This is a genomic window from Chryseobacterium sp. MEBOG07, from assembly GCF_021869745.1.
Taxonomy (GTDB): Bacteria; Bacteroidota; Bacteroidia; order Flavobacteriales; family Weeksellaceae; genus Chryseobacterium; species Chryseobacterium viscerum.
Map to the genome: position 1 here is coordinate 3145909 of NZ_CP084579.1, position 26327 is coordinate 3172235.

Annotated in this window: 24 protein-coding genes; 12 read left to right on the plus strand and 12 right to left on the minus strand. The window is 36.2% G+C overall.

Going from position 1 to position 26327, the window contains the following annotated elements:
- The first annotated feature begins 80 nt into the window (after positions 1-80).
- From LF886_RS14540 to LF886_RS14570, 7 genes are all read left to right on the plus strand, one after another.
- Positions 81-2936, plus strand: a complete 2856-nt coding sequence (locus LF886_RS14540; protein WP_236850208.1) for a heavy metal translocating P-type ATPase — start codon at positions 81-83, stop codon at positions 2934-2936.
- Between the two features lie 4 nt (positions 2937-2940).
- Positions 2941-3669 (plus strand): DUF72 domain-containing protein, encoded by a 729-nt coding sequence (locus LF886_RS14545; RefSeq protein WP_236850209.1) that lies wholly within the window; start codon positions 2941-2943, stop codon positions 3667-3669.
- Positions 3670-3974: 305 nt separating this feature from the next.
- Complete coding sequence (locus tag LF886_RS14550) at positions 3975-4838, plus strand: polysaccharide deacetylase family protein (RefSeq protein ID WP_236850210.1); 864 nt, start codon at positions 3975-3977, stop codon at positions 4836-4838.
- Positions 4839-4961: 123 nt separating this feature from the next.
- Positions 4962-5621, plus strand: a complete 660-nt coding sequence (locus tag LF886_RS14555) for a YggS family pyridoxal phosphate-dependent enzyme (RefSeq protein ID WP_236850211.1) — start codon at positions 4962-4964, stop codon at positions 5619-5621.
- A gap of 56 nt (positions 5622-5677) precedes the next feature.
- Entirely contained in the window at positions 5678-6862 is a 1185-nt protein-coding gene (locus LF886_RS14560) for a sigma-54-dependent transcriptional regulator (protein WP_236850212.1), read from the plus strand.
- A 102-nt stretch (positions 6863-6964) separates the two neighbouring features.
- Positions 6965-8326 carry an MATE family efflux transporter gene (locus tag LF886_RS14565; protein WP_236850213.1) on the plus strand — a complete coding sequence of 454 codons (1362 nt, stop codon included), beginning with the start codon at positions 6965-6967 and terminating at the stop codon, positions 8324-8326.
- 103 nt (positions 8327-8429) lie between these two features.
- Positions 8430-8942 carry a hypothetical protein gene (locus LF886_RS14570; protein ID WP_236850214.1) on the plus strand — a complete coding sequence of 171 codons (513 nt, stop codon included), beginning with the start codon at positions 8430-8432 and terminating at the stop codon, positions 8940-8942.
- Between the two features lie 98 nt (positions 8943-9040).
- On the opposite strand, the gene LF886_RS14575 is transcribed toward LF886_RS14570, so the two are convergent.
- Both LF886_RS14575 and LF886_RS14580 read right to left on the minus strand, forming a co-directional pair.
- Positions 9041-9544: a GNAT family N-acetyltransferase gene (locus LF886_RS14575; RefSeq protein ID WP_236850215.1), complete on the minus strand. Its 504-nt coding sequence runs from the start codon at positions 9542-9544 to the stop codon at positions 9041-9043.
- Positions 9545-9971: 427 nt separating this feature from the next.
- Complete coding sequence (locus LF886_RS14580; protein WP_124531093.1) at positions 9972-10535, minus strand: Crp/Fnr family transcriptional regulator; 564 nt, start codon at positions 10533-10535, stop codon at positions 9972-9974.
- Positions 10536-10611: 76 nt separating this feature from the next.
- On the opposite strand from LF886_RS14580, the gene LF886_RS14585 reads away from it, so the two are divergent.
- Positions 10612-11301 (plus strand): HAD family hydrolase, encoded by a 690-nt coding sequence (locus tag LF886_RS14585; protein ID WP_236850216.1) that lies wholly within the window; start codon positions 10612-10614, stop codon positions 11299-11301.
- Positions 11302-11451: 150 nt separating this feature from the next.
- On the opposite strand, the gene LF886_RS14590 is transcribed toward LF886_RS14585, so the two are convergent.
- Positions 11452-13854 carry an alpha/beta hydrolase family protein gene (locus LF886_RS14590; protein ID WP_236850217.1) on the minus strand — a complete coding sequence of 801 codons (2403 nt, stop codon included), beginning with the start codon at positions 13852-13854 and terminating at the stop codon, positions 11452-11454.
- A 118-nt stretch (positions 13855-13972) separates the two neighbouring features.
- On the opposite strand from LF886_RS14590, the gene LF886_RS14595 reads away from it, so the two are divergent.
- On the plus strand, positions 13973-14122 hold the full coding sequence (locus LF886_RS14595) for a bacteriocin-like protein (RefSeq protein ID WP_183084543.1): 150 nt from the start codon (positions 13973-13975) through the stop codon (positions 14120-14122).
- 65 nt (positions 14123-14187) lie between these two features.
- Here the strand turns inward: LF886_RS14595 and LF886_RS14600 are convergent, their stop codons facing one another.
- Both LF886_RS14600 and era read right to left on the minus strand, forming a co-directional pair.
- Positions 14188-14616, minus strand: a complete 429-nt coding sequence (locus tag LF886_RS14600; RefSeq protein WP_236850218.1) for a DoxX family protein — start codon at positions 14614-14616, stop codon at positions 14188-14190.
- Positions 14617-14682: 66 nt separating this feature from the next.
- Positions 14683-15558 carry a GTPase Era gene (gene era / locus LF886_RS14605; RefSeq protein WP_103233612.1) on the minus strand — a complete coding sequence of 292 codons (876 nt, stop codon included), beginning with the start codon at positions 15556-15558 and terminating at the stop codon, positions 14683-14685.
- Positions 15559-15939: 381 nt separating this feature from the next.
- Between era and LF886_RS14610 the strand changes: the two genes are divergently transcribed.
- Positions 15940-16503, plus strand: coding sequence for a Crp/Fnr family transcriptional regulator (locus LF886_RS14610; RefSeq protein WP_124531089.1), 564 nt, complete (start codon positions 15940-15942; stop codon positions 16501-16503).
- Positions 16504-16737: 234 nt separating this feature from the next.
- Entirely contained in the window at positions 16738-17070 is a 333-nt protein-coding gene (locus LF886_RS14615; RefSeq protein WP_124531088.1) for a DMT family transporter, read from the plus strand.
- 246 nt (positions 17071-17316) lie between these two features.
- On the opposite strand, the gene LF886_RS14620 is transcribed toward LF886_RS14615, so the two are convergent.
- From LF886_RS14620 to gpmI, 5 genes are all read right to left on the minus strand, one after another.
- A complete protein-coding gene (locus LF886_RS14620) occupies positions 17317-18084 on the minus strand; it encodes a class I SAM-dependent methyltransferase (RefSeq protein ID WP_236850219.1) in 768 nt (255 codons plus the stop codon).
- The gene (gene map / locus LF886_RS14625; protein WP_103234041.1) at positions 18084-18893 is read right to left on the minus strand and encodes a type I methionyl aminopeptidase; all 810 of its coding nucleotides are present in this window, start codon (positions 18891-18893) and stop codon (positions 18084-18086) included. The genes LF886_RS14620 and map overlap by 1 nt, the downstream gene beginning before the upstream one ends.
- 157 nt (positions 18894-19050) lie before the next feature.
- On the minus strand, positions 19051-19482 hold the full coding sequence (locus tag LF886_RS14630) for a BT0820 family HAD-type phosphatase (protein WP_109738270.1): 432 nt from the start codon (positions 19480-19482) through the stop codon (positions 19051-19053).
- A 97-nt stretch (positions 19483-19579) separates the two neighbouring features.
- Positions 19580-20557: an acyl-ACP desaturase gene (locus LF886_RS14635; protein WP_103234039.1), complete on the minus strand. Its 978-nt coding sequence runs from the start codon at positions 20555-20557 to the stop codon at positions 19580-19582.
- Positions 20558-20707: 150 nt separating this feature from the next.
- Positions 20708-22249 carry a 2,3-bisphosphoglycerate-independent phosphoglycerate mutase gene (gene gpmI / locus LF886_RS14640; RefSeq protein WP_236850220.1) on the minus strand — a complete coding sequence of 514 codons (1542 nt, stop codon included), beginning with the start codon at positions 22247-22249 and terminating at the stop codon, positions 20708-20710.
- Between the two features lie 318 nt (positions 22250-22567).
- Here gpmI and LF886_RS14645 point away from each other — a divergent pair, with 318 nt between their 5' ends.
- Positions 22568-22891: a translation initiation factor gene (locus tag LF886_RS14645; protein ID WP_109738269.1), complete on the plus strand. Its 324-nt coding sequence runs from the start codon at positions 22568-22570 to the stop codon at positions 22889-22891.
- Between the two features lie 2 nt (positions 22892-22893).
- Here LF886_RS14645 and LF886_RS14650 read toward each other — a convergent pair whose 3' ends face one another.
- A complete protein-coding gene (locus tag LF886_RS14650; RefSeq protein WP_236850221.1) occupies positions 22894-23793 on the minus strand; it encodes a leucine-rich repeat domain-containing protein in 900 nt (299 codons plus the stop codon).
- Positions 23794-23850: 57 nt separating this feature from the next.
- The gene (locus LF886_RS14655) at positions 23851-26004 is read right to left on the minus strand and encodes an alkaline phosphatase PhoX (protein WP_236850222.1); all 2154 of its coding nucleotides are present in this window, start codon (positions 26002-26004) and stop codon (positions 23851-23853) included.
- Positions 26005-26327: the final 323 nt, after the last annotated feature.

Here is a 26327-nt window from a genome sequence, read left to right on the forward strand (position 1 = left end):
TAATTTTATAACTATTATCCTTAAATTTATAACAGCCTTAGAATTCCATTTTGGAAATTTGTACTATAAATTTAAGAATCATGGACCAACAGTATAAAATACTCGGAATGACCTGTTCCGGCTGCCAGAAAAAGATTTCGAATCAACTGAACAGTATTGATGGTGTTAAAGCCGATGTAAATCTGGAAAACAATACCGCAACAATCACTTCTGATCATGAAGTGAAACTTTCAGTTTTAAATAATGCTTTGGCAGAAATAGGAAAATACAGACTTGAAGATCCCAATAATCCTGAGAAAGCTTTCGTAAAACCTCAGGACCGGGTATCTCCGTCTTCAGTATACTATTGTCCAATGGAATGCGAAGGAGATAAAGTATATTTCAAAAAGGGTGAAAGATGCCCTGTCTGCAAAATGTACTTGGTGCCTATTGAAGAAAAACTGGCCAAAGATCCTAATCAAAAACCAACTTACTCAGCAACCAACCTTCCTGAAAATTTTAAAGACAGTATAGGAAAACACTATTGCCCAATGTTTTGTGAGGGTGATAAGATATATGATGAAAAAGGAGAATGCCCGGTTTGCCATATGGACCTGGAACCGATTACTGAAGAGCTTGCACAAAAAGCAGGCTCACATCAACATCATTCCCATTCTCACCATGAACATCACGGCCACCATCATGAGACTCCAAAAGTAACTGATGAAATGGCTGGCAAATATTATTGTCCTATGTATTGTGAAGGAGATAAAACCTACGATTCTAATGTAGGATGCCCTGTCTGCGGAATGGACCTTGTAAAATATCCGGAAAAGAAAGTGGCAAAATACACTTGTCCGATGCACCCGGAAATCATTCGTGACGAACCGGGAGACTGCCCGATCTGTGGGATGGATCTCGTAAGAATGCCTGACAGCAGTGATGATGATGAAGATGAAACCTATACTATATTAAAGAGAAAGTTCATTACTTCATTAGCATTTACCATTCCTGTTTTTATCCTTTCAATGGGAGGAATGTTTATCAATTTCCCTTTCTCACATCAAATCCAGGGGTTTATTGAGCTTGCTCTGACTCTTCCGGTGATGTTTTATTCCGGATGGTTCTTATTAAAAAGAGGATGGGTTTCTTTTAAAACATGGAATCTTAATATGTTCAGCCTTATCGTCTTAGGTGTAGCCGCAGCGTTTATTTTCAGTATTGCAGCTTTAATTTTCCCTGATATTATTCCGCATGAGATTCGCGGACATAATCATGAAATTCCGTTGTATTTTGAGGCGGTCTGTGTGATTTTAACCCTTGTTATTTTAGGTCAGCTAATGGAAGCAGCAGCCCATAAAAAAACAGGAAATGCCATTAAAGAATTAATGAACCTTTCACCCGATGAAGCCAATCTCATGGTAAATGGTGAAGAAAAAAGAGTTCTGCTTTCTCAGGTAAAAATAGGAGACTTACTAAAGGTAAAACCCGGTGAAAAAATTCCGGTAGACGGAAAAATTACAGAGGGAAATTCTATAGTAGATGAAAGTATGATCACTGGAGAGCCTATCCCTGTTGAAAAAAGTGTAGATGACAAGGTCTCTTCGGGAACGATAAACGGTAATCAGGTATTCATCATGAAAGCCGAAAAAGTAGGTGACGAAACATTGCTTTCACAGATCATTAAAATGGTGAATGAAGCCAGCCGAAGCAAAGCACCTATCCAGAAGCTGACAGATAAAGTTTCAAAAGTATTTGTTCCTGTGGTCATCCTTATTGCTGTGCTTACTTTTATTCTATGGCAGTTTTTCGGACCGGAAGGAAAAAGAAGCTTATTTGCTTTCGTGAATGCTGTTGCAGTCTTAATCGTCGCATGTCCGTGTGCCTTGGGACTGGCAACTCCAATGTCATTAATGGTAGGAATCGGGAAAGGTGCTAAAAACGGAATCCTGATCAAAAATGCTGAAGCTCTTGAGCAAATGCATAAAGTAAATGTTTTAATCACTGATAAAACAGGAACTTTAACAGAAGGAAAACCTTCCGTAGAATATATTGAAACGGTAGATCATGAAGATAAGAATCAGATTTTAAAACTGGCTTTTTCTTTGAATCAAAATTCCGAACATCCACTTTCCAATGCAGTTATAAAGAGAGCGAAAGAAGAAAATATAACCGCCGAAAAAGTAGATCAGTTTGAAAACATTTCCGGAAAAGGAATAAAAGGAAACATTAATGGTAAAACCACTTATTTAGGAAATGAAAACCTGTTGACGACCCATCAGATACAGATTCCGGAGACTTTAAAACAAAAAGCAATAGAAGTACAGTCAAAAGCCCATACGATTTCTTATATCGCACAGGATCAGCAGGTGCTCAGTTTCATCAGCTTTACAGATAAAATCAAAGAAAGCTCTAAAAAAGCAGTGAAACAGCTGATGAGCGAAGGTATCGATGTAATCATGATGACTGGAGATAACGAGCATACCGCCAAAGCTGTAGCTGATGAATTAGGAATCAAACATTTCAAAGCCAATTGTCTTCCTGAGGATAAACTGAATGAAGTAAAAAAACTACAGCAGCAAGGTAAAATCGTTGCCATGACCGGAGACGGGATCAATGACTCCCCTGCTCTTGCCCAATCCAATGTGGGAATTGCGATGGGAACAGGAACGGACGTAGCGATCGAAAGTGCCGAAATCACTTTATTACAAGGAGATATTCTAGGAGTGGCAAAAGCAAAACTACTCAGTGAAAAGCTTCTCAAAAATATTAAAGAAAACTTATTCTTCGCATTTATCTATAATGTGTTGGGAGTTCCGGTAGCGGCAGGATTATTGTATCCATTCTTTGGAATTCTCTTGTCACCAATGATAGCTGCAGCTGCGATGAGCGTCAGCTCTTTATCTGTGATTCTGAATTCGTTGAGATTAAACTCAGTGGATCTGAATATAAAATAACAGTATGAAAAAAGGAAGTCTTTACATAGGATGTTCAGGATTTTATAATAACGACTGGAAAGGGTCTTTATACCCTGAAAATATGCCTAGTAAAGACTTTCTTTCTTTATATTCAAAAACTTTCAACTCGGTAGAGATCAATTCTACCTTTTACAGGAAACCTACAGCAAAAATACTTCTGAAGTGGTATGATGAAACCCCTGATGCATTCAGGTTCTTTATTAAAATTCCAAAATCCATCACTCACGAAAACCGACTTGAAAATTCTAAAGAAGAAATCGCATTATTCTGCAATCATATTCAAAGCAATCTGAAAGAGAAGCTATCCGGATTTCTATACCAATTTCCCCCTTCTTTTAAAAATACGCCAGAAAATACAGAACGCATTATTAATAATATGGATCATGCTTTTCTGAATGTTATTGAATTCCGTCACCGCTCATGGTGGCAAAAAGAAGTTTTTGATCTTTTAAAAGACCATAATATTGTTTTTTCCGGCGTCAGTTTTCCGGGTGATCTTCCTGAAGATATCATCATCAATCATCCCCAAACAGTCTATTACAGACTTCATGGAAAACCCATCCTTTACAAATCAGAATACAGCGAAAATTTCATGAATGAGCTCGCTGAAAAAATTAAGAATCATAAGCAGACCCTTTTTATTTTTTTCAATAATACATGGGGAACCGCTGCCATTCGAAACGCTCTGTATTTAAAAAGTATTTTAGAATAGAACCAGTTATCTTCTTTTCCAGTTTTCTAATTTTTGTTAAAATAAAAATAATTCCCCATCCCATGAAAATGTTTTTAATTCAACATAAATAGAGAAAAGCTATTGGTTTAGCATTTATAAATGTTAAAATTTAAAGAAAAGAAAAACATATGTTCACAATTAGGATTTAAAAGGAAAATTACCTTAAAATAAAGTTCTTAAAATAAGCTTAAAAAGAAAAATAAGTGTACAGCATGGCATATAATTTGTTAACTTTCAACTGTTATTTTTAACGATTTTTAACAATTTAAAATTCCATTATCTTTATGAAAAAAATTTTTGCAGGAAAGTCAAAAAATGCGACTTTTCTCAGGGTGTTTGCATTGGTGAGTGCAACTTCAGTTTTATTGAACGGCTGTAATTTCAAGAATGAGGTGAATGACCCCGTCGTCAATTCACAAGAACATCCTGCCGCAGAAATAGTTCCTAAAATGGATGATGAAAATGTAGACCCAGACAAAAGAGTGATCTACCTTACCTTCGATGATGGTCCCAATCAGGGAACCGAAAATCTTTTAAAAATCCTTGACAAAAGAAATGTTTGTGCAACCGCCTTTTTGGTGGGGAAACATGCCTATGGAAGCAAGAAACAGAAAGATGATTTACTGCTTCTGAAGCAAAATCCACTGATAGAGCTGGCGAATCATAGTTTCACTCATGCCCACAACAAATACACCGATTTTTATAAAAATGCTGATGCTGTAGTTCATGATTTTGATATCGCTAAAGACAGCCTGAAGCTTTCAGATAAAATAGCAAGAACTCCGGGAAGAAATATCTGGAGACTCAATAATATTAACGTAACCGATATCAAAAGCTCCACTGCCTCAGCAGACGGTCTTAAAAAAGCAGGTTATAAAGTGATCGGCTGGGATCTTGAATGGAGACCTTCCCAAAAAATGACTTTAAAAGGAAGCCATGAAGCGATGATCAAGAAAGTAGACAGTATTTTCTTTAACGACCTTGAAAAAACGTCAAGACATCTTGTTTTCCTTACCCACGACCAATATCTTAGAGATGCAGATTCTATCAACGAGCTGGATATGTTTATTGAAAAATTGCAGAAAAGCAACAGGTTTGTTTTCAGAAAAATTTCTCAATATCCTAAGATCAATGAGGTTTTGAATTAACAAAGAGATTAGATTCACGGGATTACGGATTAAAACATCTGGCTGGAAAATCTAGACTTCACAACCTTAAACTTTAAACCCCTGAGCTTTGAACCTTCGGGGAATTTTCGGAAATTTGCACCTATGAGTATTAAAGAAAATTACATCGCTATAAAAGATCAACTGCCATCAGGCGTTCAGCTGGTTTCCGTTTCGAAAACACATCCGGCTTCTGCCGTTCAGGAAGTGTATGATCTGGGACAAAAAGTTTTTGGAGAAAATAAGGTGCAGGAACTGATGGAGAAATCCCCTCTTCTTCCTGATGATATCCAATGGCACCTGATCGGTCATTTGCAGACCAATAAAGTCAAGTACATTGCTTCTTTTATAGATACCATACAAAGCGTGGATTCTGAAAAATTATTGGCAGAAATCAACAAGGAATCTGGAAAACACAACAGAGTCATTAAAGTTCTTTTGCAGGTAAAAATTGCGGCGGAAGAAAGTAAATTTGGCCTTGAAATTTCAGAAGCTAAAGATCTGTTTCAACAATATACTGAAGGTAATTTTCCCAATATTGAAATTACCGGCTTAATGGGAATGGCAACATTCACTGATGATGAACAGCAGGTAAGAAATGAGTTTTTAATACTGAAGGGTCTTTTTGATGAATTAAATCAACTAAAAACATTGAATACCTTATCAATGGGAATGAGTGATGATTTCCCGGTAGCCATTGAGTGCGGAGCTAATTCTGTGAGGGTTGGATCTGCCATTTTTGGGAGACGAGACTACTCAAAATAGAATATTTAGGTATGGTTTTTGCTAATAATTGAAACAAAAAATTTAAATTTGCAACTATGCAAAAAATCCTTATAGTAGAAGACGAAAAAGCAATCTCAGGAGTACTTCATAGTATTCTTTCGGATGAACTAACCGATTATGAATTTGTTATCGCAGAAGACGGCCTTGAAGGTTACAAACAGCTAGAAAAAGAAGATTTCGCATTGGTGATTTCTGATATCAAAATGCCTAAACTTTCAGGAACTGAACTTTTGAAGCAAAGTCTCGCATTAAAACCAGAAACTACTTTTATCATGATCTCAGGCCACGCAGATATTGATTCTGCTGTTTCCTGTTTGAAAGAGGGCGCATACGATTTTATCTCCAAACCAATTGATATCAACAGATTGATCACGAGTGTGAAAAATGCATTGGTAAAGGAAACTTTGAAGAAAGAAAACAAAAATCTTCAGACCGAAAATAAGACCTTAAAGAAGAAAGTCAACAAAAAATACCAGATGATCGGTAACTCTCCTGCTCTTCAAAAGATCCAGGATATGATCGAAAAGGTAGCGGTATCTGATGCCAGAGTTCTGATCACAGGACCCAATGGTGCAGGAAAAGAATTGGTTGCTCATGCTATCCACAATCAAAGTGAGCGTGCAAGAGGCCCGATGATAGAGGTAAACTGTGCTGCAATTCCGTCTGAGCTTATTGAATCTGAACTTTTCGGACACGTAAAAGGATCTTTTACGGGTGCTATTAAAGATAAACAAGGAAAGTTTGAGCAGGCTAATGGCGGTACCATCTTCCTTGACGAAATTGGAGATATGAGCCTTATTGCTCAGGCAAAGGTATTGAGAGCTCTTCAGGAAAGCAAAGTTTCTCCTGTGGGAAGTGATAAAGAAATCAAAGTTGATGTAAGAGTAATTGCAGCAACTAATAAGAATATGCAGAAGGAAATTGAAGAAGGAAAATTCAGAGAAGACCTTTACCACAGACTTTCTGTTATTGAAATCTATGTTCCACCGTTGGATGAAAGAAAAGAAGATATCAAATTATTGGTTGACCATTTTTCAGGTATGATTGCTGATGAGCATGGTACTGCTATGAAAAAGTTTGATGATAAAGCTATTGACGCTTTAAAAGTTCTTTCATGGACTGGAAATATCAGAGAATTAAGAAATGTCGTTGAGAGGTTAATTATTCTTGGTGGAAACACTGTTTCTGAAGGTGACGTTGCAAGTTTTGTAAGGAAATAATAAAAGCTATTATTTACGATATTATAAAAATTTGCAGTGTACTCACTGCAAATTTTTTTTTGCCCCTATTTAATTTATAAACTATATGAATCTTAAAATATTATGAACTTTTTAAACAAAAACTATACGAAAGAATGCCTGACTTTGGCTCTGCCTGTAATGCTTACTCAGGTGGGGCAAGTTTCGGTAAACTTATTCGATAATATTATTGTCGGACAACTGTTAGGTGCTGACGCACTGGCATCCGTTTCATTAGGCAATGCTGTGTTTTTCTCCATATTTGTATTAGCGCTTGGCTTTTCATTTGCGATTCCTCCATTGGTTTCAGAAGCACACTCAAGAGAAGATCACGCAACCATCAATTCTGTATTTAGCCATGGATTTATCATCAATATGTCTGTTGGGGTTATCCTGATGGTCATTTTACTGATGGGGATGCCACTCCTCAGTCACTCCGGGCAGCCTGCCAAGATCATTCCGGACACAGTAAGCTTCCTAAGTATCATGGTGGTCAGTATGATCCCAATTATGGCGTTTCAGACCCTTCGTGAAGTTTCTGAGGGGTTATCTTATACTATTGGCGTTACCAAGGCAACTATTATTGCCAATATCATCAATATTGTCTTAAACTATGTTTTCATCAAAGGACTTTGGGGAATTCCGGCAATGGGGGTACAGGGATCCGCACTAGCAACCTTGATTTCCAGAATTTTCATGGTGGTTTTCCTTTATTTTGTTTTGGTAAAAGAAGAAAGAACAAGACGTTATATCAAAGATTTCTCTTTAAAAATTCAGGATTTTTCAAAACAGATGTTTGATAAAATGGTAAGACTGGGATTACCTACAGCTTTGCAAATGTTCTTTGAAGTAACCGCTTTTGCAGGGGCAGCATTTATCTGTGGATTGATTTCTGCTCACGATATTGCTTCTCACCAGATCGCTTTAAGTATGGCTTCCTTTACCTTCAACTTGTGTGTAGGGTTCAGTGTTGCCTCTACCGTAATGATCGGGAGAAAATTGGGAGAACAGAACTTTGTTGAGCTTAGAAAAATAGGAATCAACAACCTGAAGATTGCTTTTATCTTTATGTGTATCTGTGGATTGGTATTTATTTTGGGCAGAAATATACTCCCAACTTTCTTTACGAAAAAAGAAGAAGTGGAAGTGATTACCCTGGCTTCAAAACTAATGATTATCGCCGCTTTATTCCAGCTTTCTGACGGAGTACAAGTAACGGCCTTAGGAATGCTGAGAGGATTGCAGGATGTGAAAATCCCGTCAATTTATACTTTCATTGCTTATTGGGTGATCACCATTCCTTTAGGATATTTCTTATGTGTAACCCTTGAAATGGGAGCATTTGGAATGTGGATCGCACTCGGATTAGGATTGACAGTATCGGCTGTTTTCCTGGTGAAAAGATTCTTGAATATGTCTGCTAAAAGAATTAAGCAGAATTCATAAAATAAAAATATAAGTAAATATTGACGCAGAGTTTTTTAGCTCTGCGTTTTTTATTGAATTTTATTACTTTTAATTTAGTAACTATGAAAATAAAAAATAACTGATGGAATTAAGTACAGAACAACTTCGGAGTCATTCAATCAGTTTTGATATGGCTGTATCAAGGCTGCAGATTATTATCAAAGGGCTAAACGATGCCTTGGCATATCTGAGATGTGAAGAACAAGGTATTGATTGGTGGGGAACTATAAATGAAAAATATGAATATGAATCAATATACAATCTAGCCATTTTAGCTTTTGAACACTATTTAGAAACAATTTTAACGGATTTTAAAATTTTTGATGAAGAAGACAACTCTCAACTCTACTACTCAGAACCCAATATTTCACTAATTTTCATCCTGGCAAAGTATATAAAAAACGAACTGGAGTTCCCACAAAAAGCTTTAAACCACTACAATTTAAATATTCATGATTATCCTGTATACAATGGTATTATTGCATTAAATCCCCAAAAAGATCTTGAGGAGATTATTAAACAAATGCAAAATTGGAGGAATAAAATTATTAATATATATTATCAGAAATCAGAACAAAATAGCTCTACAGAGTAAAAATTAAAGATGTTTCAAAGTTGAACCAGCCTCTTTTATATCCTCTCGCAGATCTTACGGATTACGTAGATTTTCACAACATATAAGTGCTGCATAAATCAATCTATCCTCTTTCCTAAAATCTTCAGGCTTCTTTCTACACCATCCAGAACAGCTACATTAGGAAGATTTCCCCAATCTTCAAAACCAAAGTTTCTGAAAAGCTTCAAACTCGGCTCATTATGAAGAAAAATGAGAGCGACCAGGTTTTTTACCCCAAATTTCCCTGCATTATCAATACAGTATTGAAGAATGGTTTTACCGTATCCTTTTCCCCTACAATTTTCATCCAGATAAATACTTACCTCTACTGTACCATTATATGCGGCTCTCTCATGGAATGAACTGAAGCTTACCCATCCAATGATTTGATCCTGGTCATCTTCAACCACCCAAAGTGGTCTTGTCTGAGGATTGTGCTCATCAAACCATTTTAATTTGCTTTCTACAGAGACTTCTTCCATATCTGCAGTCACCATTCTTGAGGCAATTGTTGAATTATAGATGGCTACGATTTTGTTTAAATCAGCCAATTCAGCATTTCTGAATTTTAATTTTTCCATGAAGATAATATTCAACTTAATTTTATGCAAAAATACTAAATTTTAAAAACACCCCTTTAAAATTTAATTATTTCATTACAATTTTATTATTAAAAACAAATACACCCCTAAAATGAATTATATTTTAACTAAAAAATAGGATTACAACAAAATTTTTCTTTGTTGGAAATCGCGAAGGCGCAATGATTTAAACTGTTGATGTTTTTTAAGACGCAAAGATTTTATCTTCGATAAAATTGAATATTGCTAATTTTTACTGCTCGCTGATTATACAAATAAAGCAGGTTATAATAGAAAGATCTGCAAAATTTTCTCAATCTGCGAGGAAAAATTAATCTCCCTTTTATTTACTTAAAATTTTCGATTTTCTTGCACCTTAAAAACAGTATAAAAAAACTCTTTGTGTCTTTGCGTTTTATGAAACACTTTATTTCAAATCCTTTAAGATTCTATTCAAGCTTCTTACAGTGATTCCCAGATAAGCAGCCATATCTTCTTTAGAAATCTGAATTCCTTGTTTGGACTGCATATTCAGTAATTGTGTTAAAGTATGTTCTACCGTATATAACTGTTGATAGGATGCCCTGCTGGAAGTATTGATAATCCGTTCTGCGAATGAATCCAATAATAAATGATTCAGGGCAAGATCATTTTTAATCAAAGATTTAAAATAAGAAATATTCGTTTCATATACGGTTACTTCAGATACTGCTTTCACCCCGCATAAACAGCTGATATTTTTAATCAACTCTACTTCTCCAAGGATTTCACCGTTTCCAAGAAATTCGACAATATATTCCTTTCCGTTTTCTTCGGTAAAATAACATTTGGCTATTCCTTCTTTGATCAACATAACCTTTGACAGCGGCTGATCCTGTATCAATATATTTTCATCCTGGGAAAAAGACTTTACGATGATCTCTTCTCCAACTTTCTTCTTATGATAAAGTTCTTCAAAATAGCTTGAAAATGCCTGATTTGTTCGTAACATATGGATTCGGGACAAATGTCCTTTGCTTATTTATTTTTTATCCTGAATTTTGAAGACAGAAAATTACAAAACAAAAATGAATAATCATATTACAACGATTGCCTTTGATGCAGATGATACTCTTTGGATCAATGAGCCTTATTTTCAGGAGGCAGAAAAAGAATTCTGTATATTGCTTGAAGACTATCTGCCACAGCATTCTGTATCACAGGAATTGTTCAAAACAGAAATGCAGAATCTTCATTTATACGGTTACGGAGTAAAAGGATTCATGCTTTGTATGATTGAAACCATCGGCAGAGTTTCCAACAATACAGCGTCCCTAGAACTGGTAAACAAAGCGATCCAACTTGGCCAGGATCTTCTTCAAAAGCCTATTGAATTGTTGGATGGGGTTATAGAGACTCTTGAAAGCTTAAAGGGAAAATACAGACTGGTTGTCGCCACAAAAGGAGATCTTCTGGATCAGGAACGTAAACTGAAAAATTCAGGATTACAGGACTATTTCCACCATATTGAGATCATGAGTGATAAGAAAGAAAATGACTACAAAAAACTCCTGAAACATCTTGACTGCCAGCCTGATAACTTTTTGATGCTTGGAAATTCTATAAAGTCAGATATTTTACCGGTATTGGAAATCGGAGGATCTGCGGCTCATATTCCTTATCATGTCACCTGGAGCCATGAACAGCATGATGTTACTCTGGAACATCCGAATTTTATGGAGCTTAAAAATATTGATGAGATCCTGAAGTTTCTTTAATACTTAAACCATTAAGGAGGATTAAGAGGGTAAGATCATTAAGATGAGTTTCGCTTTAAGCAAGTATATTTAGATAATATCTTAACTTCCTTATTCTATTTTTCAATCAAAAAAAAGAGACTGTTTGTGATAAACAGTCTCTTTCATATTTTATTTCTTCAGGCACTTTTCAAGGAACTGATCCTGTTCCCATAAAAGGTGTAAGATATTTTCTTTAGCCTGGTATCCGTGGGCTTCTTTTGGAAGAAGAACCATTTTTACCGGAGCACCCAGATTTTTCAAAGCCTGGAAGTATCTTTCTGTTTGTAAAGTGAAAGTTCCAGGGTTGTTATCTGCATCCCCATGAATCAGAAGAAGCGGTGTCTTCATTTTGTCTGCATTCATGAACGGAGACATGTTGTTATAGATCTCCGGAATATCCCAATAGTTTCTCTGCTCGCTCTGGAAACCGAATGGAGTTAAAGTTCTGTTATAAGCCCCACTTCTGGCAATTCCACATGCAAAAAGGTTAGAGTGTGTCAGAAGGTTTGCGGTCATAAATGCCCCATAAGAATGCCCACCTACAGCTACTTTCTTTTTGTCGATATAGCCCAGTTGATCTACTGCATCAATTGCAGCTGCAGCATTCGCTACCAATTGTGGGATAAATGTATCGTTAGGTTCTGTTTTTCCTTCTCCAATAATTGGGAAAGCGGCATCATCAAGAACTGCATATCCTTTTGTTGTCCAGTATACAAAAGATCCGTAGTATGGGAATGTAAAATCGTTCGGGTTTTGGGTGTTCTGCCCTGCTGTATTTTTATCTTTATATTCTGTAGGATAAGCCCAAATTAATAACGGAAGCTTCTCTTTTTTCGCTTTTCTATCGTAATTGGCAGGAAGATACAGCGTTCCTGTTAAGGTAACTCCATCATTTCTCTTATACGTAATCACTTCTTTGTAAACGTCTTTGATGCTTTCAAAAGGGTTGGCAAAGTTGGTTACAGCTTCTGCTTTATTGGATTTAATATTCTTTTTGAAGTAGTTAGGATAAAGGCTCGGTGACTGTTGAGTTGTAAGAATTTCCCCCTTTGAAGCATTTAGGATATCAATGATTTCTTCCTTCCCGTTTTTTATATTAGAAGTATAAAGTCTTTTCTTTTTCAGTGATTTCACATCCATTTCATCAATAAAAGGATGCTGTCCGTCTTTGGTAAATCCATTTCCAATCAGGTAGGCTTTTCCACCTTTCATATCTATAACATACTTTCCGTACTGGTTTTTTGTTGTGTTGAAGTTCCCCGGATCACTGTAAACATCCTGATAATTTCTGTCATCGAAAACTTTAGATTCTCCATTATTGGTATCTATCAGGTAAGATTTTGTATTTCTTGTGTCATACCAGCCTTCAGAAACAATGGCATAATGATCATTTGTCCAAAGGACATCATCATATCTCTGCTTTGTTTTGAAGAAAGATTTCGGAGCTGCTGTAAATGGAGCCTCCCAAGTAAATACCTCGTCTCTGTACTCTGCTGTTTTAGACTGATCTCCTCCATCCAAAGCTTCAGCATACGTAAGAGTAGCAGGAGCATCACTTCTCCATGCCATATCTCTTTTTCCGGTTCTTACCGATGAGAATCCTTTCGGCATGATTTCATTCAAAGGAACTTCATTCACTGTTTTTACAGCATTCCCTTTCGTATCATACACTACTGTTGTTGAAGGAAATCTGTTTAGAGGAACGATATATGAAAACGGCTTTTTGATCACCGTAGCCATCAGATAATTTCCGTCAGGAGATAAACTTAAGCCGGCATACATATCCTGATCTTTCAATTTCTTAAGATTTCCTGAGAAATCTACATTATAGATTTCAGAAGCGGTAAGCGTCTCAAAGTTTTTTTCGTCCTGAGGATTTTTCAAAAGATCCTGATACGTTCTGTTCTGGGAAACTTTACCATCTGCTGTTGAAACAATCGGACCTGTCGGAAGATCTTTGCTTGCATCTATAAGAGCGGGTCTGTTTTGTGGAATTGCCCTGACCAGGAAGCTTTGAGAGTCATTACACCAAACATAGGGCATTCCTAAATTGGCATTCAGATTATCAGCTGTAATTTTTTTAGCAGAAGCGGTTTCCATATCCACTACCCAAAGCTCTACTCCTTTAGCTATTGTATTGGTAAAAGCCAGTTTCTTTTCATCCGGTGAAAACGAAACATAGGTAATTTTTGGATTGGAAGGCAGATTTTTTACCTGAATCTCATTTTTATCATTGATCTTTCTGATCTTCAGATTATTTGAGTAGGTAGTACTGCTTGAAATATTGGTAACCGGATTAATTCTTAGTCCTCCAAGTTTCATTTCCTGCTGACTAAGATCTTCCAGTGTTTTATATGTTGGACGGTACGTAAAAACCACCCAGTCTTTTTTGCTGTTCATCAGAACACTTGGCGGTCTTTGATAATCTGCCAGTTTCAGGATTTCAGCAGATGGCTTTTGGTACGTAATATTCTCCTGTGCATCGTAAAAATTGAGAAATGCCAGAAGGCAGATGGTCAGTTTTATCTTCATATAAATTCATTTTGTACGAATGTAGTGAATTTTGCAATATTTATAAAATTAAATAAATAAGACACTTTTTAGTGCCGTATTCGTTTTTTATTACATTTACTTTACAAATTAAAATAATATGAAAAATTTAAAAAAATTATCAAAAGTACATTTAAAAACAATCAACGGCGGAAGTGCTCCTTTATGTGATGCAGGCTTTATGGCTTGCAGAGTAAGAGATGAAAACGGAAAGCTGATCTGGGATTGCTTACCTCACTGTAATTATTAAGAAAAGAAAAGGCACTTCATTTTCTGAAGTGCCTTGTTTTATTTTCTATTGTTATTATGGTTAAATTACCATTCTGAAGCTCTTTTCCTTCTCTCGATCATATGATCTACTGAAACTTTTCCGGCTCCGATTACCATGAGTAAAAGATAAACGGAAAGATAGACAAGAGGCATTTCTCTCTTTTCAAAAGAGTCTCCACCATGTACTACAAAACCAGCAATAATCATTGTAAAGATCAGAAATCCTAAAGAGATTCTTGTAAAAAGTCCTAATATAAGTAGTATTGAACAAACAAATTCAGCAAAAACCGTAAGAATAAGAGATATCTGAGGTCCTAATCCCATAAAATCGAAAAACTCAATTTTACCGCCCGCCAACAACATCTGAAGTTTTGGGAAACCATGAGAAAGCATTGCAAAGCCAACAAAGACTCTTACCGCTAATAAAACAATATCTTTAGGTATTGAGCTCCAATTTGAATTATTATAGTTCATGTACTAAAAAATTTATACTAAGATAATAAAAATCTTTTAATACAACGGGATTCCGGCTGTTTTAGTTTATCTGTAACCGAAATTTTTAAGATCTCTGTCGTTCTTTCTCCAGTCTTTTTTCACTTTTACAAATAGATTTAAGTGAATTTTTTTGGTGAAAAACTTTTCCAGGTCCAATCTTGCTTCTGTTCCTACTTTTTTGATAGCCTCTCCTTTGTGTCCGATAATAATTCCTTTCTGAGTATCTCTTTCTACATAAATAATAGAGTCGATAAAAATGATTCCTTCTTTCTCTTTGAACTGTTCTGTAACTACTTCTACAGAATATGGAATTTCTTTATCATAATTCAAAAGGATTTTCTCACGGATTGCCTCGTTTACAAAGAATCTTTCGGGTTTATCCGTATACTGATCTTTATCGTAATAAGGAGGGTTCTCAGGAAGTAAAGATTTTATTTTAGGTAAAATGATCTCTGTATTAAAGGCATTCAATGCCGAAATAGGCAGAATTTCAGCCTTCGGAATTCTGTTGTGCCATTCTTCTACTAGTTTTTCAAGACCTGCCTGATCAGTCTGGTCTACTTTATTTAATAAAAGAAGTACTGGTACAGGGATTTTATTTAATTTATCAATTAAAAATTCTGATGGTTCCGCTTTATCGGTAACATCTACAATAAACAGGAAAACATCGGCATCCTGTAAAGAGTCCTTTACAAAATCCATCATTTTTTCCTGCAGTCCGTATTTTGGGTCCAATACTCCGGGAGTATCAGAAAATACAATCTGAAGGTCATCTTCATTATAAATACCAAAAATTCTGTGACGGGTTGTCTGCGCTTTCTGCGTTACAATCGCCAACTTCTCTCCCATTAATTGGTTTAGCAAGGTCGATTTTCCCGCATTGGGCTTTCCAACTATATTTACAAATCCAGCTTTGTGCATAAAAATAATATTACAAAGCGCAAAGTTAGTAAAACAAAATTGGTCTTTACCTTTAATCTCAATATTTAAAAGAAAAAAGAGAGTTATAGCCAAATATAGCATGTTGAAAAGGAATTTACAGGAAATCGATTGCCTGGCTTATTTACTGTTTGGGAGTTTTATTTATAAAAGATTAAACCACTCCGTCAAAAATTCTTTGAATTTTCGCCACCCATCCAGAAGAGGGGAATTTTCACCCTTCCCGTTATAATATTTGATGATATGCATCTTGAGTTGGAATCATTTTGATCACTTCATCACAATATTTCTTATAAAAATTACCCGATAATTTTGTATTGCATTACCTAAAACTGATACTTTTGAATATTAGAATTCATCTTTATGAATATAGACCAGATTCTGGATAAGATTTACCTTCTTCCGGAAGCATCAAAAAACAGTTTAAAAGAACGTATCACAGAAGTTTCTCATCCTAAAGGTTTTTGCCTGATGGAAGCTGATAAAGTGGTTCCGTACCTCTATTTTATAAGAAAAGGAATTGCACGTGCTTACTCTTCAACTGCTGAGAATGATATTACGTTCTGGTTCGGAAGTGAGGGGCAGTGCATTCTTTCTATGAAAAGCTATGTAGAGGATAAACCCGGCTATGAAAGCATCGAATTGCTGGAAGACTGCGATCTGTACAGAATGGAAACAGAAAGTCTCAGAAAACTGTTTAATGAAGATATTCATATTGCCAACTGGGGAAGAAAACTAGCGGAAGCAGAAATGATAAAATCTGAAGAACTGATTATTTCAAGACAATTTAAAACTTCTTTGGAACGCTATAAAGACATTATCACCTATCAGCCTGAATTACTTAAAAGAGTTCAGCTTGGTTATATTGCTTCTTATCTCGGGATTACCCAGGTAAGTTTAAGCAGAATCCGGGCAGAAATAAAGTAAGTTTTACAATTGAAAAACTGAAGGATTAAAAAATTCTTATGTTTTGGCTAAAGCCAGAGAAATGGCTTTTTATTATTGAGAGCGGACAAAAGTCAGACCCTATTGATATGACTATAGTTTTTTCTTCCCGCTTTCAGCTTCTTTCTGTAATCAACTCCGAAACTTCATTTTTTAACAATTGTAAAATTTTTTCTTCTGACAAATCCTGAACTTTGCCGTAGAAAAATTTAAAAAATGAATTGGATCATATTAGTTATCGCGGGATTATTTGAAGTTGCCTTTGCATCATGTCTGGGAAAGGCAAAAGAAACATCAGGAACAGAAATGTACCTGTGGTATACCGGTTTCCTGATAACAATGACTATCAGTATGCTTCTGTTGATCAAAGCGACTCAAACACTGCCTATCGGTACGGCTTATGCGGTATGGACGGGAATTGGGGCTGTAGGAACGGCTTTAATGGGAATTATCTTCTTTAAGGATCCCGTTAGTTTTTGGAGAGTATTTTTTATTCTAACCCTTATTGCTTCTGTAGTAGGCCTGAAAGCTGTGTCTTCATCACATTAGAAAAGTGCATAAACTTCTATCTATATTTAAAAATGGAAACCGTCTTTATCATGAAGGCGGTTTTTTATTTTATATGATTGAATCTCTATTCTGCTTATTTATACTTTTACCTTGAAGCAAAAGTATACAAAAGTTCAAGACTGGAAACATCCACTAAAAATTTAAATCGACTCTTATAAGCATTCAAAATTCTACTGGTAATTCTTCATATAAAAACCCGTTTCAGTAGTTGAAACGGGTTTTGTTTTATTTTTTGTATACTAAAGGTAGGATCTCATTATGCCTTAACCCGTATTTTTTTATTTCATCTTCCGGAAACTGCTGTGAGTAGAAATTAGGTTCTGTTTCAAAGCCTGCCTTTCTTAAACGGTCAAAATAATCCATTCCATACCAACGGACATGATCATATTGCCCAAAATGTTTCTGGCGTTCTTTAGGATCTTTGATGGTAAAATCTTCGTAGGTCTTCTCCAAAGAATTTTTCATCGGAACCTGAAGAATTCCCCACCCTCCGGGTTTCATTACTCTGTACAGCTCGCTCATTGCTTTTGCATCATCTTCAATATGTTCCAGAACGTGGTTACAGAAAATAATATCGAATGTTTCATTCTCAAAAGGTAAGTCCAGAATATCAGCCTTCACATCAACAATCGGAGAATATAAGTCTGCCGAAATATAGTTCAGATTACTCATTCTTTTGAACTTCCTTAGAAATTCCTGTTCAGGAGCAATATGCAGAACTTTATAATTTTTAATAAAAAAATCGGTTTCGTTCTGAAGATACAGCCACATCTGGCGGTGTCTCTCCAAACTTAATGTTCCGGGAGAAAGAGCATTTTCTCTCTGTTTTCCATATCCATATGGAAGAAATTTCCTGTAAGATCTTCCGTCAATAGGGTCAAAGAACTGATCTCCTTTGAAAAACTGATAGATAAGCGGTCTTGCCCAAATGCTCATCTTAATAAGCATCGGACGTGGTATTTTATTCAGTAAAAGCTTAGTTAACTTTTTCATTAAAAATCCAGTTGGAACTGCTTTTCTTCATCACTTACAATCCCTAAAGCTTCATACACATATTCAAATGTTGAAAGCAATACCGGCTTACCATTGATCACCGCTACATCATGTTCAAAGTGAGCAGATGGCATATTATCTAACGTCGTTACCGTCCAGCCATCACTATGGAATTTCACTTTCTCTGTTCCAAGATTGATCATGGGCTCAATAGCAATTGCTAAACCGTCTTTAATTATTTTTCCGCTTCCTTGTCTTCCGTAGTTAGGAACCTGTGGATCTTCGTGCATTTTTCTTCCCAAACCGTGTCCTACAAGCTCTCTTACTACTCCATACCCTTCTTTCTCACAATGAGCCTGAATTGCATGGGAGATATCTCCTATTCTTTTTCCTCTGACACATTGCTCAATACCTTTGTAAAGAGATTCTTTGGTAACCTGAAGCATTTTCTTTACTTCCGGCTTCACTTCTCCAATTTCAAAAGTATACGCATGATCTCCTACGAAACCGTTAAGAATAGCCCCACAGTCTACAGAAAGAACATCTCCTTCTTTTATTTCTTCCTTGTTTGGAAAACCATGTACTACCTGCTCATTTGGAGAGATACACAAAGAGTTTGGAAATCCTCCATATCCTAAAAATGCAGGTTCAGCACCATGATCTTTAATAAAATCATGAGCCAATTTATCCAAATATAAGGTCGTAATCCCTGGTTTAATTTCTTTTGCCAACATTCCCAATGTTTTAGAAACCAAACGGGCGCTCTCCTTCATCAGACGTAATTCGTCTATCGTTTTTAATTGAATCATTGTATATAGATGTTAGATATTAGATGTTAGAAGCCAGATTACAGCGTTACGCTTATTTTTGCTTCCCATCATCTTATGAACTTTCTATCATAAATTATAAAAAATCAGAAGCACTTGATATTAAAAAAACTAAAATCTAGCTTCTACCTTCTATATCTTACCAGAAAAGTCCTTTTTTCTTTTCTTTTTTAAGTTTTGAATAGGCAAGAACTTCTTTTCCTTCTACACGGAATTCTATTCTTTCCTGAATAATATTGTAGATCTCACCCCAGCCTGGGAATCCACCTAAGTTTCTGTCGTCAATGAACCAATCTGCATCTAATTTTCTGGATTGAGTCTCAGAGTCAAAAACTTCTCCTTCAAAGCTTGAATTCACTGCATAAAATTCTATTCCGTTTTTTTTGCAAAATTCTACTGCTTCATCTAATGTTTTTCCGTGTCTGTAAGTCCAAAGAATAAGTCTGAAACCTTCGGCCTGGAGTCTTCTTAATGTTTCGAAAGCAAAAGTTTTCGCTTTTCCAATTGCCGGGTAAGCGTCATCTACAATCGTTCCGTCAAAGTCAACAGCAATCTTTTTATTATTTAACATTTTGTTTTTTTTAGCTTTTGCAAAGATAAGAAATAAAAAGAGTGCCCAAAAGAAAGGCACTCAATACTTTTTATAATTTAAATAATATGCAAATCAATTATTTCTTTACCCAGCTGAACTGAAACTGAAGATCTGGAGTAGAAACTCTGTCTGTGATCTTCTGTAGTCTTGCAGGAAGCTTCATCAGGTATTCCTGAGCTTTTTCTGCTTTTTCTGTAAGTCCTTTCACGTGTTCAATTTTCCATTCATCTAAAAGGTCTTTCATGATATTGATATAATCATGACCAGTGTATACCATACATCTTTGTGCTGCATCTGAGAAATGTCCCCAAAGCTCTCCTGCCTTCTGCCCTGACTGTCTCATCAGGTGAGCCGGCATTACAATCTTCTTACGCATCATATCTTCGAAGGCAAGAATCATTTCTGAAGGGTCTATTTCAAGAATTTTAGCAACGAAATGTTTGTATGCTTTAGCGTGTCTTGCTTCATCTGCAGCAATTACCCCACACATTTTTGCCAGTTTTCCGTTTCCGGATTGCTTTGCAAGCGTCCCTACTCTTCTGTGGGAAATATTGGTTGCTGTTTCCTGGAAGCTCGTGTAGACGAAATTTCTATATGGATCCATACTTGTTCCCAAGTCGAAACCGTCATTGATCAGGTATTGAGTTGTAATCTCTACTTCTCTCATGTTTACTCTTCCACACAGATAAAGATATTTGTTTAATAAATCTCCGTGTCTGTTTTCTTCTGCAGTCCATGCTCTTACCCAATTGGCCCAACCTAATTTTCCTTCCTGATTGATTCCGTCAACACCCATCAACCAAGACTCATAAGAAGGAAGTGCTTCTTCTGTGATACAGTCTCCAATCAGTGTTACGAAAAGATCATAAGGCATTTCACGAGCAAAAGTCTGAATTTCTTCTAAATCGTGTTTGAATTCATCACTTGAAGGATCTGGTAAATAATCGGAAGGCTGCCAGATTTTTTCAATTGGCGTTAAAAATTTATCAAGAAAAGAACCTACTTCCTTTTCCAATATTCCCATTACTTCTTTCCTTACAAGCTTTTGATACATTTTACTATTCAGTTTTAATTTACAAAGATATGATTTATTTATTATTTAGCGCATAATAAAGTATGCAAGTCATACCTTATCTGACATAAGTCATAAAAAAAATGCCGCTACAAAAGTATAACGGCATTTTTTTAACAATATTATTGAATTTTAGTTAACTAAAACTTCTCCTGTCATTGTATCTGGTATTTTAACCCCCATTACATTAAGGATTGTAGGGGCTACATCTCCTAATTTACCGGGTTTTAGGTTCCAAGTATGTTCTTTATCCATTACGATAAAAGGAACAAGATTTGTTGAGTGCTGGGTATTAGGAGTTCCGTCTGCGTTGATCATTACATCAGAGTTTCCGTGGTCTGCAAGAATGAAAACAGCATATCCGTTTTCATAAGCGGCGGTTGCCACTTTTTCAATGCACTGGTCTACTACTTCAGCAGCTTTTACAGCAGCTTCAAAAACACCTGTATGCCCTACCATATCTGTATTGGCAAAATTTAAGCAAACAAAATCAGCGGTTCCCTGTTCCAATTCTGGTACGATGGCGTTGGTAATATCATAAGCTGACATTTCCGGCTTTAAATCATACGTAGGAACATCTTTTGGACTTGGGCACAGCAGTCTTCTTTCCCCTTCAAATTCTTCTTCTCTTCCTCCTGAGAAAAAGAAAGTAACGTGAGGATATTTTTCAGTTTCTGCAATTCTGATCTGGGTTTTTCCATTTTTTTCAAGAATTTCACCCATTGTTTCCGTTAATACATTTTCGTCAAAAACGACCTGTACATTCTGAAATGTCTTATCATAGTTTGTCAGTGTGACATAATAAAGATTCAGCTTTTTCATAGAGTACTCCGGGAAATCCTTCTGAGAAAGCACTTCTGTAATCTCTCTACCTCTGTCTGTACGGAAGTTGAAGCAGATCACCACGTCATTATCAATGATTTTTGCTACCGGAACGACATTTCCTGTCGCTGTCGTATTCATTAAAATAATAGGTTTCAGGAACTCATCTGTTACGTTATTATCATAAGAAGCCTTAATCGCTGCCAAAGCATCCGTTGATGGCTCTCCTATTCCTTCTACAAGCGCATCATAAGCCAGTTTTACACGTTCCCATCTCTTGTCTCTGTCCATCGCATAGTATCTTCCTACCACTGTTGCCAGTTTTCCTGTAGTTGCTTCCATATGCTTCTGAAGCTCATCAATAAATCCAAATCCTGAATGCGGATCACAGTCTCTACCATCGGTAAATGCATGAACAAAAACGTTCTCATTCAAACCAAAGTTTTTTGCTGCTGTCAGTAATCCTTTTAAGTGATTGATATGTGAGTGTACTCCTCCATTGGAAACCAATCCGATAAAGTGTATTTTTTTATTTTCTCTTTTGGCATATTCAAAAGCATCCTGAATCACTTTTTCCTGACCCAGTGTTCCGTTTTCAACAGCCATGTTGAGTTTAACAAGGTTCTGGTAAACGACTCTCCCGGCTCCCAGGTTCATGTGTCCAACTTCAGAATTCCCCATCTGCCCCGCTGGTAGTCCCACAGCCAGACCACTTGCTTCAAGTGTAGTATGTGGAAATTTTTTGTAACAGCTGTCTATGAATGGTGTATTTGCTTTGTCTATTGCAGAAACGTTAGGGTTTGTTCCCAATCCCCATCCGTCAAGAATTGCCAGTATTGCTTTTTTTGACATTTTGTAAAACTTTTGTTATACAAATTTACCTAATTTCCTATGAATAGAAGAATTTGAAGTCTTGAATTTTATTGATGACTGATCTTATTATCATAAAAGACGCAAAAGCTTTTTAATACTTAAGCTATTTTAAGTGATATGATGGCTGCATAGAAGTTCACTTAAGTTGTGAAAAATCTGTGATTTTTTCTGATATCACAATGGGGTTTTTATATTCCCGGAACCCTGTCAAGGTTTAAAACCTTGACAGGGTTGAAAAATTGAAATTTCGTTGGTTATTTCAGTCAATTAATCGGTAAATCTTTTTAATTTTGCTTTATGGATTTACGAGATCAATTGAAGAATCTTTTTCCTGATCATGATGAGCAGGATTTTGAGATGCCTGAAGAGCAATTCAAGCAAAAAGAGCCTTTGGTGTGCAAGTTTGAGAAAAAAGGGAGAAATGGTAAGCCTGTGACCGTTGTTGAAGGTTGGGAAGGCAGTGAGGAAGAATTGAAAAAAATCTCAAAGAAAATAAAAACCACCCTGGGTATAGGCGGTTCTGAGAAGGATGGGACGATTATCATTCAGGGGGATAACCGTGATAAAATAATGAATATCCTTAAAGAAATGGGATATAAAACCAAACGTGTTGGCGGATAGATCTAGAAATAGATCTGGGTCTCCGGAAGTAAGGTTTTTAAATTTTCAATTGTAGATTTTTCTATAGGATTTCCTGTAAGAATCAAGGTTTTCAGTTTCTTTAGCTGTTTGATTTCTACAGGAATATCTTTCAGATTGTTATTGGCCAGATTCATGCTGACAATATTTTTCAACCCTTTTACTTTGGGTGAAATTTCCGTGATATTATTTCCGCTTACATTCAAAAATTCAAGATGCTGAGATTTGAACAGATTTTCCGGAAGTTGGGTGATGGAGTTCTGCTGCAGTTCAAGATATTTTAGGTTTTTAGGAAAAGATAAATTCCCTAAATCATTGATCTGATTATCAGAAAGATTTAAAAACTTCAGATTTTTAATCCCGTCAAGCCTGTCTGCTATAAAGCTGATCTGGTTTCCCTGAAGATTAATCTCTTCCAGCGTCGGAATTTCCATTAAGGCTTCGGGAAAGGTATTCAGGTTGTTGGCATCGAAATGCACTACCTTTAAGTTCTGAAGCTTTGCAAGATTGGGATTAATGCTTGTCAGGCTGTTCAGATTCATTGAAAAAGAGGTCAATTTCTTAAGATTACTTACCTCATCCGGAATATATTTAATGCTGTTTTCATTCACATTTAGAATTTCCAGTTCTTTTAGTGCAAAGAGTTCCTGATCCATCTTTTCAAGCTTATTGGCCATGATGTTCAAAAAGAATAATGAATCCAGTTTTACGATCTGAGGAGGAAGATTAAAAAGACCTTTTTCCCTGAAACTTATACTATAAACTGCTTTTTTACTGTTTAAAGCGTCTTCGATATTTGTAAAAGTGGGATACTTCACCGGATCAATCTGTGCTTTGATCTGGGAAAGTGAAAGAATGGAAATAAGTAAGAAAAGCTTTTTCATAAAGATAAAACGTCTGCCAGCAACCAAGGCTGCCGACAGACAAGAATTATAAATAATTTATTTCTTTAAAAGTTTAACTGTTTTCTGGAATCCTCCTTCAGCTTCAATATTTAAAACTAAAACACGAGATCCTTCCAACTGTTGAGTGAAATCAAGGTCTAATACTTTGTTTGTCCCATTGAATTTCTTCGTATAAACGATTTTCCCGTCCATGCTGTAAGCTGTCACAGAAATATCTTTCAATCCTTTTGGTGAATTGATTTTTACGATTCCGGAAGTTGGGTTAGGGGCTACTGTTACTGTATTTTCTGCAGTATGGTTTTCAATAGTTCCTAAAGAACCTTCAATTCCCAAGTTATTTTTAAGTGCAATTACGATTGTTGCTGATTTTCCTTTATAATCAATGGTATTTCCTGTTGCATCGATATCTGTAGAGATCGTTGAATCCGGATGCTGAATAGAGAAGAAACCAAATTTGTGATCAGGGGTAAATGTCAATCCTGTAGGTTCTGAACCAGCCGGCATAGAAGCAAATAATCTTACTTTAGGGTTTGCCTGTGTATGATCCGGAGCAATTACCCAGATATAGTTTTTGCCTCCATCCTGAAGTACCCAAAGGTTACCAAGTTCATCGAAAGTAAGGTTGTCATTTCCGTCTCCCCAAGCTTCAGATTTCGTTCCCTGAGCGGTATTGAAAGAATATACAGAAGAACCACCTCCTACAAATGTTTCTACCTGAGAAGCTGTAGTTCCGTTATCCTGAAGACGATATACTCTGTCTAATCCTTTTGCTGTAAAATAGATTTTACCATCCAACGGGCTGATGTCAACATCTTCTACTCCGTTGAATTTTGTTCCTCCTACTGATAAAGCATTATTATTGGTGTTGTTCTGATCGGCTTTTTCTTTATTCGGAACCTGAACCCAAGTTGCTGTAGTTCCTACCGGATCTCCTGCAGCAGATAATCCCTGATCTAATTTTAGAACATAAAGATTTCCTGAAGAAAGATCATTGGGAGTATCCATTACATATTTGTACACCATATGAGTACCTCCATCTTCCCCATAGTAAGCCACAGTTCCTGCATTATTGATCACCACGTTTTCATGGTTCATGATCCCCATCTGCCAAAGCTTGCCTTTTGTCCCGTTAGTGTTTTTAGAGATAACCTGTGCTGTTGCAGGGTCTATTTCTACCAACCATCCGTAATCTTTATATCCATCATTGTTCACATCATTGGAAGTAACAGATTCTTCTGCTGTCACTATTGTTCCCCAAGGGGTAACTCCTCCTGAACAGTTTCTGATGGTTTGTACCAGACTTGGATCTGAAAAACTTACCGCTCTTGATTTTGTCAGCTGCCAAAGCTTTGAAGTAGCATTATAGTTGATCTCTGCCATGGTAACTCCTCCAGGATTTGTTTCATGGTTTACAGAAAGATATCCGTTGGTACTGCTTCCTGCTTTTGCAACATACCCTGTAAAGTCATTCTGACCTCCTACAAATCCTCCTCCTTCAGTATAGCTGTCCCCTTCTTTTAGAATAAGCTGGTATTTATGTTCAGCAGGGATAATCAGTTTGTTGGTCTGTGCTGTAGGTACAATTGAAGTAAAACAGCTGATATGGGTTCCGTTACAAGCTACAGGAATAGTTGTATTGGTTGTTGTTTTCAGATAAGCATCAATTCTTAAATCTGAACTGGTTACACTTCTGTTATGTAATTCAACAGAGATTCTGTTGACACCGTTTACAAATTTTGATTTTGGGATAGAAAAAAGATTATAAACACTCTCTGCCGCCCCGTCAATAGTAGTCGTTGAGAAAGTGTTGAATGTAACCGTGCCTGCAGGCATGTTATCTCTAACTACTTCTTCACCATTAAGGTATACAATGATACCGTCATCTCTCATTACCCCAAGCTCCATATTATCGGAAAGCGTTGAAAAATCTACAGTAAAGTCTTTAGCAAAATAAGCTGTAGTAAGCCCGGTATTGATCGTTGTAGTTACAGGATCTCCATATCCTAGCGGGCCGTCTCCTACCGACCATGTTGAAATGTCATAGGTTTTAGCATTCCATCCGGCTGGCTGAGCCTGATTGTTATCTTTATAGTTCCAAGACGCATTCTTGTTAAATATAAAGGTCTGCGCCTGAATACCAGAACTGGCAAGTACAGCCAAAGCTCCTATTGCTAGTAGTTTTCTTTTCATTTCTTATTAGATTTATTAGACGTTGCAAAACTATTTTTTTAAAGCTTTCCTTCTGTTAATAGGACTTTAAATATAAATCAGTCAATATTAAATTATCAAAAACCTAATGTTAAGGGGATTAATTTTTTGTTAAATAATGCGGGGTTCGTGGGTTAGAGAGCTTGAGGGTTTTAGGGCTGGAGTTGAGAGGTTCGGGATTTGGGGTGTAATTATTTTATTTTTTTTGGCTATTTATTTTATTTGCAGATTGATTCTTAACATTAGATGTTCAATAAGAGAAATTAGTGAGAAAAGAGAAATTTTTATTTGAAAACAAGGATATT

Excerpts from the sequence above, each read along its gene's own strand:
- LF886_RS14540 (WP_236850208.1), top strand. The coding sequence starts at position 81 with ATGGACCAACAGTATAAAATACTCGGAATGACCTGTTCCGGCTGCCAG.
- LF886_RS14545 (WP_236850209.1), top strand. The coding sequence starts at position 2,941 with ATGAAAAAAGGAAGTCTTTACATAGGATGTTCAGGATTTTATAATAAC.
- LF886_RS14550 (WP_236850210.1), top strand. The coding sequence starts at position 3,975 with ATGAAAAAAATTTTTGCAGGAAAGTCAAAAAATGCGACTTTTCTCAGG.
- LF886_RS14555 (WP_236850211.1), top strand. The coding sequence starts at position 4,962 with ATGAGTATTAAAGAAAATTACATCGCTATAAAAGATCAACTGCCATCA.
- LF886_RS14560 (WP_236850212.1), top strand. The coding sequence starts at position 5,678 with ATGCAAAAAATCCTTATAGTAGAAGACGAAAAAGCAATCTCAGGAGTA.
- LF886_RS14565 (WP_236850213.1), top strand. The coding sequence starts at position 6,965 with ATGAACTTTTTAAACAAAAACTATACGAAAGAATGCCTGACTTTGGCT.
- LF886_RS14570 (WP_236850214.1), top strand. The coding sequence starts at position 8,430 with ATGGAATTAAGTACAGAACAACTTCGGAGTCATTCAATCAGTTTTGAT.
- LF886_RS14575 (WP_236850215.1), bottom strand. The coding sequence starts at position 9,544 with ATGGAAAAATTAAAATTCAGAAATGCTGAATTGGCTGATTTAAACAAA.
- LF886_RS14580 (WP_124531093.1), bottom strand. The coding sequence starts at position 10,535 with ATGTTACGAACAAATCAGGCATTTTCAAGCTATTTTGAAGAACTTTAT.
- LF886_RS14585 (WP_236850216.1), top strand. The coding sequence starts at position 10,612 with ATGAATAATCATATTACAACGATTGCCTTTGATGCAGATGATACTCTT.
- LF886_RS14590 (WP_236850217.1), bottom strand. The coding sequence starts at position 13,854 with ATGAAGATAAAACTGACCATCTGCCTTCTGGCATTTCTCAATTTTTAC.
- LF886_RS14595 (WP_183084543.1), top strand. The coding sequence starts at position 13,973 with ATGAAAAATTTAAAAAAATTATCAAAAGTACATTTAAAAACAATCAAC.
- LF886_RS14600 (WP_236850218.1), bottom strand. The coding sequence starts at position 14,616 with ATGAACTATAATAATTCAAATTGGAGCTCAATACCTAAAGATATTGTT.
- era (WP_103233612.1), bottom strand. The coding sequence starts at position 15,558 with ATGCACAAAGCTGGATTTGTAAATATAGTTGGAAAGCCCAATGCGGGA.
- LF886_RS14610 (WP_124531089.1), top strand. The coding sequence starts at position 15,940 with ATGAATATAGACCAGATTCTGGATAAGATTTACCTTCTTCCGGAAGCA.
- LF886_RS14615 (WP_124531088.1), top strand. The coding sequence starts at position 16,738 with ATGAATTGGATCATATTAGTTATCGCGGGATTATTTGAAGTTGCCTTT.
- LF886_RS14620 (WP_236850219.1), bottom strand. The coding sequence starts at position 18,084 with ATGAAAAAGTTAACTAAGCTTTTACTGAATAAAATACCACGTCCGATG.
- map (WP_103234041.1), bottom strand. The coding sequence starts at position 18,893 with ATGATTCAATTAAAAACGATAGACGAATTACGTCTGATGAAGGAGAGC.
- LF886_RS14630 (WP_109738270.1), bottom strand. The coding sequence starts at position 19,482 with ATGTTAAATAATAAAAAGATTGCTGTTGACTTTGACGGAACGATTGTA.
- LF886_RS14635 (WP_103234039.1), bottom strand. The coding sequence starts at position 20,557 with ATGTATCAAAAGCTTGTAAGGAAAGAAGTAATGGGAATATTGGAAAAG.
- gpmI (WP_236850220.1), bottom strand. The coding sequence starts at position 22,249 with ATGTCAAAAAAAGCAATACTGGCAATTCTTGACGGATGGGGATTGGGA.
- LF886_RS14645 (WP_109738269.1), top strand. The coding sequence starts at position 22,568 with ATGGATTTACGAGATCAATTGAAGAATCTTTTTCCTGATCATGATGAG.
- LF886_RS14650 (WP_236850221.1), bottom strand. The coding sequence starts at position 23,793 with ATGAAAAAGCTTTTCTTACTTATTTCCATTCTTTCACTTTCCCAGATC.
- LF886_RS14655 (WP_236850222.1), bottom strand. The coding sequence starts at position 26,004 with ATGAAAAGAAAACTACTAGCAATAGGAGCTTTGGCTGTACTTGCCAGT.